Source organism: Vibrio salilacus, from assembly GCF_002811245.1.
Taxonomy (GTDB): domain Bacteria; phylum Pseudomonadota; class Gammaproteobacteria; order Enterobacterales; family Vibrionaceae; genus Vibrio; species Vibrio salilacus.
In genome coordinates, this window is record NZ_NIVQ01000030.1 from 20,859 (window position 1) to 28,984 (window position 8,126).

The 8,126-nt window shown below is 45.7% G+C and carries 8 protein-coding genes; 1 reads left to right on the top strand and 7 read right to left on the bottom strand.

The window, feature by feature from the left end; all coding sequences use genetic code 11:
• Nucleotides 1-79 precede the first annotated feature (79 nt).
• From rpoB to secE, 7 genes are all read right to left on the bottom strand, one after another.
• A complete protein-coding gene (gene rpoB, locus CDZ87_RS15080; RefSeq protein WP_100754276.1) occupies nucleotides 80-4,108 on the bottom strand; it encodes a DNA-directed RNA polymerase subunit beta in 4,029 nt (1,342 codons plus the stop codon).
• Between the two features lie 231 nt (nucleotides 4,109-4,339).
• On the bottom strand, nucleotides 4,340-4,708 hold the full coding sequence (gene rplL / locus CDZ87_RS15085; protein WP_038176026.1) for a 50S ribosomal protein L7/L12: 369 nt from the start codon (nucleotides 4,706-4,708) through the stop codon (nucleotides 4,340-4,342).
• Nucleotides 4,709-4,765: 57 nt separating this feature from the next.
• Nucleotides 4,766-5,260 (bottom strand): 50S ribosomal protein L10, encoded by a 495-nt coding sequence (gene rplJ, locus CDZ87_RS15090; RefSeq protein WP_038176024.1) that lies wholly within the window; start codon nucleotides 5,258-5,260, stop codon nucleotides 4,766-4,768.
• 308 nt (nucleotides 5,261-5,568) lie between these two features.
• Entirely contained in the window at nucleotides 5,569-6,270 is a 702-nt protein-coding gene (gene rplA / locus CDZ87_RS15095) for a 50S ribosomal protein L1 (protein WP_038176023.1), read from the bottom strand.
• A 4-nt stretch (nucleotides 6,271-6,274) separates the two neighbouring features.
• Entirely contained in the window at nucleotides 6,275-6,703 is a 429-nt protein-coding gene (rplK, locus tag CDZ87_RS15100; RefSeq protein ID WP_038176022.1) for a 50S ribosomal protein L11, read from the bottom strand.
• A 142-nt stretch (nucleotides 6,704-6,845) separates the two neighbouring features.
• The gene (gene nusG / locus CDZ87_RS15105) at nucleotides 6,846-7,394 is read right to left on the bottom strand and encodes a transcription termination/antitermination protein NusG (protein ID WP_100754277.1); all 549 of its coding nucleotides are present in this window, start codon (nucleotides 7,392-7,394) and stop codon (nucleotides 6,846-6,848) included.
• 13 nt (nucleotides 7,395-7,407) lie between these two features.
• A complete protein-coding gene (gene secE, locus CDZ87_RS15110) occupies nucleotides 7,408-7,788 on the bottom strand; it encodes a preprotein translocase subunit SecE (protein ID WP_100754278.1) in 381 nt (126 codons plus the stop codon).
• A gap of 147 nt (nucleotides 7,789-7,935) precedes the next feature.
• Here secE and CDZ87_RS17635 point away from each other — a divergent pair.
• On the top strand, nucleotides 7,936-8,126 hold a 191-nt coding region (locus CDZ87_RS17635; RefSeq protein ID WP_479688303.1), incomplete at its 3' end, for a hypothetical protein.

Here is an 8,126-nt window from a genome sequence, read left to right on the forward strand (position 1 = left end):
CCTGTAAGGAGTTAAAAGGAGCTCACCCGCAAAAGTGAGCGCCTTCTACCAAATAATCGCATTCTCTAAAAAGAAAGGATTACTCTTCGTCTTCTAGCTCGATGTTGATGCCTAGCGAGCGAATCTCTTTCAACAATACGTTGAACGATTCTGGCATACCAGGATCCATGCTGTGGTTACCGTCTACGATGTTTTTGTACATCTTAGTACGGCCGTTAACATCATCCGATTTAACGGTTAGCATTTCTTGAAGCGTGTAAGCAGCACCGTATGCTTCTAGTGCCCATACTTCCATCTCACCGAAACGCTGACCACCGAACTGAGCTTTACCACCAAGTGGTTGCTGAGTTACTAGGCTGTACGAACCAGTTGAACGAGCGTGCATCTTGTCATCAACAAGGTGGTTTAGTTTCAGCATGTACATGTAACCAACGGTTACCGGACGCTCAAACTCATCGCCTGTACGACCATCAAACAGCGTTAGCTGACCAGATTCTGGTAAGTCACCTAGTTTTAGTAGTTCTTTGATTGATGTCTCGTTCGCACCATCAAATACTGGCGTCGCGATCGGTAGACCACCACGTAGGTTGCCGATTAGCGTGCGAACTTCGCCATCAGTTAGTGATGCAATATCAACTTTCTGACGCGTATCACCAAGGTCGTAAACTTTCTGTAAGAAGTCACGGAACTTAGCCAGTTCTTGCTGCTCTTTAACCATCTGGTTAATCTTGTCACCGATGCCTTTCGCTGCTAGACCTAAGTGTACTTCTAGGATCTGACCGATGTTCATACGTGACGGTACACCCAGTGGGTTTAGCACGATATCAACTGGCTGACCTTTCTCATCGTAAGGCATGTCTTCAACAGGGTTAATCTTAGAGATAACACCCTTGTTACCGTGACGACCAGCCATCTTATCACCAGGCTGAATGCGACGTTTAACCGCGAGGTAAACTTTCACAATCTTCAGTACGCCAGGGGCAAGATCATCACCTTGAGTGATCTTACGACGCTTAGTTTCAAACTTCTTATCGAAGTCTGAACGTAGCTCGTCATATTGCTCGGCTAGTTGTTCTAGCTGAGTTTGTTGAGCATCGTCTTCAAGCGTTAGCTCTAGCCACTTCTTACGATCGATAGCATCTAGCTTAGCTTCAGTGTACCCGCCATCAAGAAGTACCGCTTTAACACGGTTTAGAAGGCCACCTTCAAGAATCTGGAATTCTTCAGTTAGGTCTTTCTTCGCTTCTTTCAGCTGCATCTGTTCGATTTCAAGTGCACGCTTGTCTTTTTCAACACCGTCACGAGTAAATACTTGAACGTCGATGATCGTACCTGACACTGAGTTTGGTACACGTAGAGACGTGTCTTTAACGTCTGACGCTTTCTCACCGAAGATAGCACGCAGTAGCTTCTCTTCAGGTGTTAGCTGAGTTTCACCTTTAGGCGTTACTTTACCTACAAGGATGTCACCGCCTTTCACTTCCGCACCGATGTAAACGATACCTGACTCGTCTAATTTAGACAGAGCAGATTCACCTACGTTTGGAATGTCAGCTGTGATTTCTTCAGCACCAAGCTTAGTATCACGCGCCACACAAGAAAGCTCTTGAATGTGGATAGTCGTGAAACGGTCTTCTTGGACAACGCGCTCAGAAACTAAGATCGAGTCTTCGAAGTTGTAACCGTTCCAAGGCATGAATGCGATGCGCATGTTCTGACCAAGCGCTAGCTCACCAAGGTCTGTTGAAGGACCATCAGCAAGAACGTCACCACGTGCGACTGGTTCACCTGGCATCACACATGGACGCTGGTTGATACACGTGTTTTGGTTAGAACGAGTGTATTTAGTTAGGTTGTAGATATCGATGCCGGCTTCGCCAGGAATCAATTCGTCTTCGTTAACTTTAATAACGATACGAGATGCATCTACAGACTGAACCATACCACCACGTTTGGCGACAGCAGTCACGCCCGAGTCGACAGCGATGTTGCGCTCAATACCAGTACCAACAAGCGGCTTATCCGCTCTAAGTGTTGGAACGGCCTGACGTTGCATGTTGGCACCCATCAATGCACGGTTCGCATCATCGTGTTCTAGGAACGGGATAAGCGATGCAGCGATAGATACAACCTGGTTAGTTGCAACGTCCATGTAATCAACATGTTCGCGTGGGTGAAGGCCTGATTCACCTTTTTGACGAGCTGTGATCAGCTCTTCAGCGAATGTGCCTTCTTCAGTAAGAACCGTGTTCGCCTGAGCGATAACATACTGGCCTTCCTGAATAGCAGATAGGTAATCTACTTCGTCTGTTACTATGCCATCAACGACACGACGGTATGGCGTCTCAAGGAAACCGTACTCGTTACAACGTGCAAACGCAGACAGAGAGTTAATCAGACCGATGTTTGGACCTTCCGGCGTTTCGATCGGACATAGACGGCCGTAGTGCGTTACGTGTACGTCTCGAACTTCGAAGCCTGCACGTTCACGAGTTAGACCGCCAGGACCCAACGCAGAAATACGACGCTTGTGCGTTACTTCTGATAATGGGTTGTTTTGGTCCATAAACTGTGACAGCTGTGAAGAGCCAAAGAATTCTTTAACCGCAGCAGAGATAGGCTTAGCGTTGATTAGGTCTTGAGGCATGATAGCGTCAAGATCACCAAGGCTTAGGCGCTCTTTAACCGCACGTTCAACACGTACTAAACCAACACGGAATTGGTTTTCTGCCATTTCGCCAACACTACGGATACGACGGTTACCCAAGTGGTCGATATCGTCCACTTCACCGATGCCGTTACGGATAGCGATTAGCTTCTTCATCACTTCGATGATATCAGTTTCATCAAGCGTGCCTTGCTCTTGAGCATCTTCACGTTCGATTGAACTGTTGAACTTCATACGACCAACAGTCGATAGATCGTAACGATCTTCAGAGAAGAACAAACTATCAAATAGAGACTCAGCCGCTTCTTTCGTTGGCGGCTCACCAGGGCGCATCATGCGGTAGATTTCTACCAGTGCAGAAATACGATCAACGGTGCTGTCGATGCGTACGGTTTCTGACATGAATGGACCGTGGTCTAGATCGTTGGTAAATAGAACTTCTAGCGCTTTGTGACCCGCTTGAGACAGATTCGCTAACGCTTCTAGGCTGATCTCGTGGTTCGCACCGACAATGATTTCGCCTGTTGCTTCGTTGATGTAATCTTTCGATGCAACTTTACCTACGATGTACTCTACTGGTACTTCGATTTGATCAACGCCATCTTTTTCAAGCTGACGGATATGGCGTGCAGTTACACGACGACCAGTCTCAACGTAAACGTTACCGTTCGCTTCGATATCAAATGAGGCAGTTTCACCACGTAGACGATCTGGGACCAACTCCATCATTAGGGTTTGGTCTTTGACTTCGAAGTTAATCTTCTCGAAGAAGAGGTCTAGGATCTCTTCTGTCGTTTTACCTAGAGCGCGCAGGATGATCGATGCTGGTAGCTTACGACGACGGTCAATACGAACGTACAGGTTATCCTTAGGATCAAACTCGAAATCAAGCCATGAACCACGGTAAGGAATAACACGTGCGTTATAAAGAACTTTACCTGATGAGTGGGTTTTACCCTTATCGCTGTCGAAGAAAACGCCTGGGCTTCTGTGCAGCTGGGATACGATAACCCTCTCGGTACCGTTGATAACGAAGGTACCATTGTCTGTCATAAGCGGAATTTCGCCCATGTAGACTTCTTGTTCTTTAATGTCTTTTACAGTACCCGCTGGCGCGTCTCTATCAAAAATAACTAGGCGCAGTTTTACGCGTAGTGGTTTTGAATAAGTTACGCCGCGAATTTGACATTCTTTAACGTCAAAAACTGGCTCACCAAGACGGTAGCTAACGTATTGCAGCTCGGAATTGCCGTTATAGCTCTGAATTGGAAACACAGAACGGAAAGCAGCTTCAAGACCATATTGACCTTCAGGATCCTGTTCGATAAATTTCTCGAACGAATCGAGCTGGATCGATAGCAGGTATGGAATGTCCAACACTTGTGGACGAGTACCAAAATCCTTTCGGATGCGCTTTTTCTCGGTATAAGAGTAAACCATGGGGTTCCTCAGCTCGCTGATAAGTGACCCAAACTGTCTCCAATCGTTATGAGACAGTGACTGAATATCTGTTTGATCGTAGTGACATTGCATTAAGAGCTAATGAAATGTTTTTTGCTAGAGATTAGGTGCTCAAACAGCGGAAAAATCACCCGACCCCTACAGCGCAAAAAGGCCGGTGGTTATAAAACCACCAGCCATTAGCCGTTAGGCTAAGAAACTATGCAATAATTACTTAACAGTAACACTTGCACCAGCTTCTTCTAGCTGAGCTTTAAGAGCTTCAGCTTCGTCTTTCTCTACGCCTTCTTTAACAGCCGCAGGAGCTGAGTCTACAAGACCTTTAGCTTCTTTAAGACCTAGGCCAGTTGCGCCACGTACTGCTTTGATTACAGCAACTTTGTTGCCGCCAGCAGACTCTAGGATAACGTCGAATTCAGTTTGCTCAGCAGCAGCTTCGCCACCAGCAGCGCCGCCAGCTACAACAGCAGCTGCAGCAGAAACACCGAATTTCTCTTCCATTGCTTCGATTAGTTCAACAACTTGCATTACAGACATTTCTGCAACTGCGTCTAGGATTTGCTCGTTAGTAATAGACATAACAATTCTCTTTTAAATCAACAATAAGTTTATTAAGCAACCAGAAAAAAGCAAGGCTTACGCCGCAGCTTCTTCTTTTTGATCGCGGATAGCAGCGAAGGTACGTACCAGCTTGGCTGCAGAAGCTTCTTTCATGCACATCATTAGGCGTGCAATAGCTTCGTCGTAAGTTGGTAGTGTCGCTAGTACTTCAGCGTCAGTTAGCGCGCCTTCAAATGCAGCAGCTTTGATCTCGAAGTCTTTGTTCTCTTTAGCGAAGTCTTTGAAAAGACGCGCTGCGGCACCTGGGTGCTCGTTAGAGAATGCAATTAAAGTAGGACCAGTGAAAGTGTCTTTTAGACACTCGTAGTCTGTACCTTCAACTGCACGACGCATTAGAGTGTTACGAACCACTCGTACATAAACACCGGCTTCACGAGCCTGTTTACGTAGAGAAGTCATCGCGCCCACTTCAACGCCACGAGAATCAGCTACAACTGCAGAAAGTGCACCACTGGCAGCTTCGTTGACTTCAGCAACAATTGCTTTTTTGTCTTGAAGGTTTAAAGCCATCTTGGATTTACTCCTGGTTGTCGTTACACCACTCACTATTATCACAACAGTGAGAGCTATTGAGGTGCTTCCCAGAAGAAAGGTAACTATTTACATAGAGCTTTCTGTCAGTTCGGGCACCATCTACGTAGGAGGATTAAGCCTATTTAAAAAACAGACACCTACGGTCTTGGACGGAGACTGGGTCATAATTCACAGTGAATTCTTAACGAATTCGATGAACCAAAGTTCAGCCCCAACCACAAATATTAGGCGCAAAATTATACATAAACTTTGCGCCTAAGTAAATAAGTGTTTCGTAAAACTAATTACGCAACTGTATTCAGGCTACCCTGATCAACAGCAACACCAGCACCCATAGTAGTAGAGATGCTTACTTTCTGCAGGAATGTACCTTTTGCAGAAGATGGCTTAGCTTTCTTCAGAGCCACTAGAAGTGCTTCTAGGTTCTCTTTGATCTGCTCAGCAGAGAAGTTTGCTTTACCAATAGTAGTGTGGATGATGCCGTTCTTGTCGTTACGGTAACGAACCTGACCAGCTTTCGCGTTCTTAACTGCTTCAGCAACGTTAGGAGTTACAGTACCAACTTTAGGGTTTGGCATTAGACCGCGAGGACCTAGGATAGTACCTAGTTGACCGACAACGCGCATTGCATCTGGAGAAGCAACAACTACGTCAAAGTTCATTTCGCCTTTTTTCACTAGCTCAGCTAGATCTTCCATACCAACGATGTCTGCGCCAGCTTCTTTAGCTGCTTCAGCGTTTGCACCTTGAGTGAACACTGCAACGCGGATGTCGCGGCCAGTACCGTGAGGTAGTACAGTTGCACCACGTACGTTCTGGTCAGATTTACGAGCATCGATGCCTAGGTTAACGGCAACGTCTACAGATTCAACGAACTTAGCAGTTGCTAGTTCTTGAAGAAGAGCTACAGCTTCGTTGATTTCGTATTCTTTAGTTACGTCAACTTTGTCGCGGATTACGCGCATGCGCTTAGTTAGTTTAGCCATCTTATTAACCCTCTACCACTAGGCCCATTGAACGAGCAGTACCCGCAATTGAACGCTTCATTGCTTCGATATCAGCACCAGTCATATCAGAAGCTTTAGTTTCTGCGATTTCTTGGATTTGAGCGTCAGTTACCGTACCCACTTTTTCAGTGTTTGGACGACCTGAACCAGACTTAACGCCAGCCGCTTTCTTAAGAAGAACTGCAGCAGGTGGAGTCTTAGTGATGAACGTGAAAGAGCGATCGCTGTATACAGTGATAACTACTGGAGTAGGAAGACCCTTCTCGATAGATTCTGTTTTTGCGTTAAACGCTTTACAGAATTCCATGATGTTAACACCGTGTTGACCTAGAGCAGGACCAACTGGTGGACTTGGGTTTGCAGCGCCAGCAGCAACTTGTAGCTTGATATAAGCTTCAACTTTCTTAGCCATGATTATTCCTAATTTTGGGTACGAACGCTAATCGGCTGATCAGCTCCCCGTTTCAACAAAAACTTTTTACTTCACAAGAAGTAAAAAGGCGCGAAATTATAGTCATAATTCGCGCCTTACACAAGCCTAAAAAGCTGTTTTTTTAATCAAGTTTTTCAACCTGACCAAATTCAAGCTCAACAGGTGTCGCTCGACCAAAGATCGAAACAGACACTTTAACGCGGCTCTTAGCATAATCGACTTCTTCAACGGTACCGTTAAAGTCAGCAAATGGGCCGTCAGTAACACGAACCACTTCACCCGCTTCGTACATAGTACGTGGGCGAGGCGCTTCACTTGCTTTCTCAAGACGGTTAAGAATCGCATCAGCTTCTTTATCAGTAATAGGAGCTGGACGATCAGAGGTACCACCAATGAAGCCCATGACGCGCGGCACACTGCGAACCAAGTGCCATGATTCATCTTCCATAACCATCTGAACAAGCACATAACCTGGGAAGAACTTGCGCTCAGACTTACGACGCTGACCTGCACGCATTTCCACTACTTCTTCTGTAGGGACAAGAACTTCACCAAACAGCTCTTCCATGCTGTGCATTTTGATATGCTCACGAAGCGATTGAGCTACTCGGCCTTCAAATCCAGAGAAGGCTTGAACCACATACCAGCGTTTTTTTGGAGCTTCACTCATGAATTAAAACCCTCTATACCCCAGTCACAAATGCAACAAGACGAACCATAATGCCGTCAATGCCCCACAGCACTAGAGCCATTACAATACTTACAGCTAAAACGATAAATGTCGTTTGCATCGTTTCTTGGCGTGTAGGCCAAACCACTTTACGTACTTCCATACGCGATTCTTTTGCAAACTCAATCGCAGCTTTACCTTTAGTTGTTGTAGCCGCGACACCCAGTGCCCCAGCGATTAGTACAACAACACCTGCAGCGCGAATCACTACAGACATTTCACCATACAGGTAATTACCCACAACAGCGGCAGTTAGCAGAGTAAAAGTGACAATCCACTTAAAAATGTCTGCGCCATTTGAGCTATCAGGAGTTTCAGCATTATTTGCTTTCATAAAACCAACCTGTCTAAGTCTTAATATAGACGACAACAACCCCGCTGTTGCAGGGCAAATCCATGAAACGGCAATTAAACTTAATTGACGTACTCTTTTATTGGTTGAAACGCAACACCTCAACCAAAAAACCTGCGAAATGACTATTTGAATAAGAAATCAACAGACATTATCTTTAGTGCAGAAAAAGGGCATCAAATGATGCCCTTTTTGCTACTGCTTCGTCAAATCTTATTCCAAGATTTTCCGAAGACTTTAGCTAATTCGTTAGAATTAAGCGAAAATCTTAGCAACAACACCAGCACCAACTGTACGGCCACCTTCGCGGATTGCGAAAC

Excerpts from the sequence above, each read along its gene's own strand:
- rplA (WP_038176023.1), bottom strand. The coding sequence starts at position 6,270 with ATGGCTAAACTAACTAAGCGCATGCGCGTAATCCGCGACAAAGTTGAC.
- rplK (WP_038176022.1), bottom strand. The coding sequence starts at position 6,703 with ATGGCTAAGAAAGTTGAAGCTTATATCAAGCTACAAGTTGCTGCTGGC.
- rpoB (WP_100754276.1), bottom strand. The coding sequence starts at position 4,108 with ATGGTTTACTCTTATACCGAGAAAAAGCGCATCCGAAAGGATTTTGGT.
- secE (WP_100754278.1), bottom strand. The coding sequence starts at position 7,788 with ATGAAAGCAAATAATGCTGAAACTCCTGATAGCTCAAATGGCGCAGAC.
- rplJ (WP_038176024.1), bottom strand. The coding sequence starts at position 5,260 with ATGGCTTTAAACCTTCAAGACAAAAAAGCAATTGTTGCTGAAGTCAAC.
- nusG (WP_100754277.1), bottom strand. The coding sequence starts at position 7,394 with ATGAGTGAAGCTCCAAAAAAACGCTGGTATGTGGTTCAAGCCTTCTCT.
- rplL (WP_038176026.1), bottom strand. The coding sequence starts at position 4,708 with ATGTCTATTACTAACGAGCAAATCCTAGACGCAGTTGCAGAAATGTCT.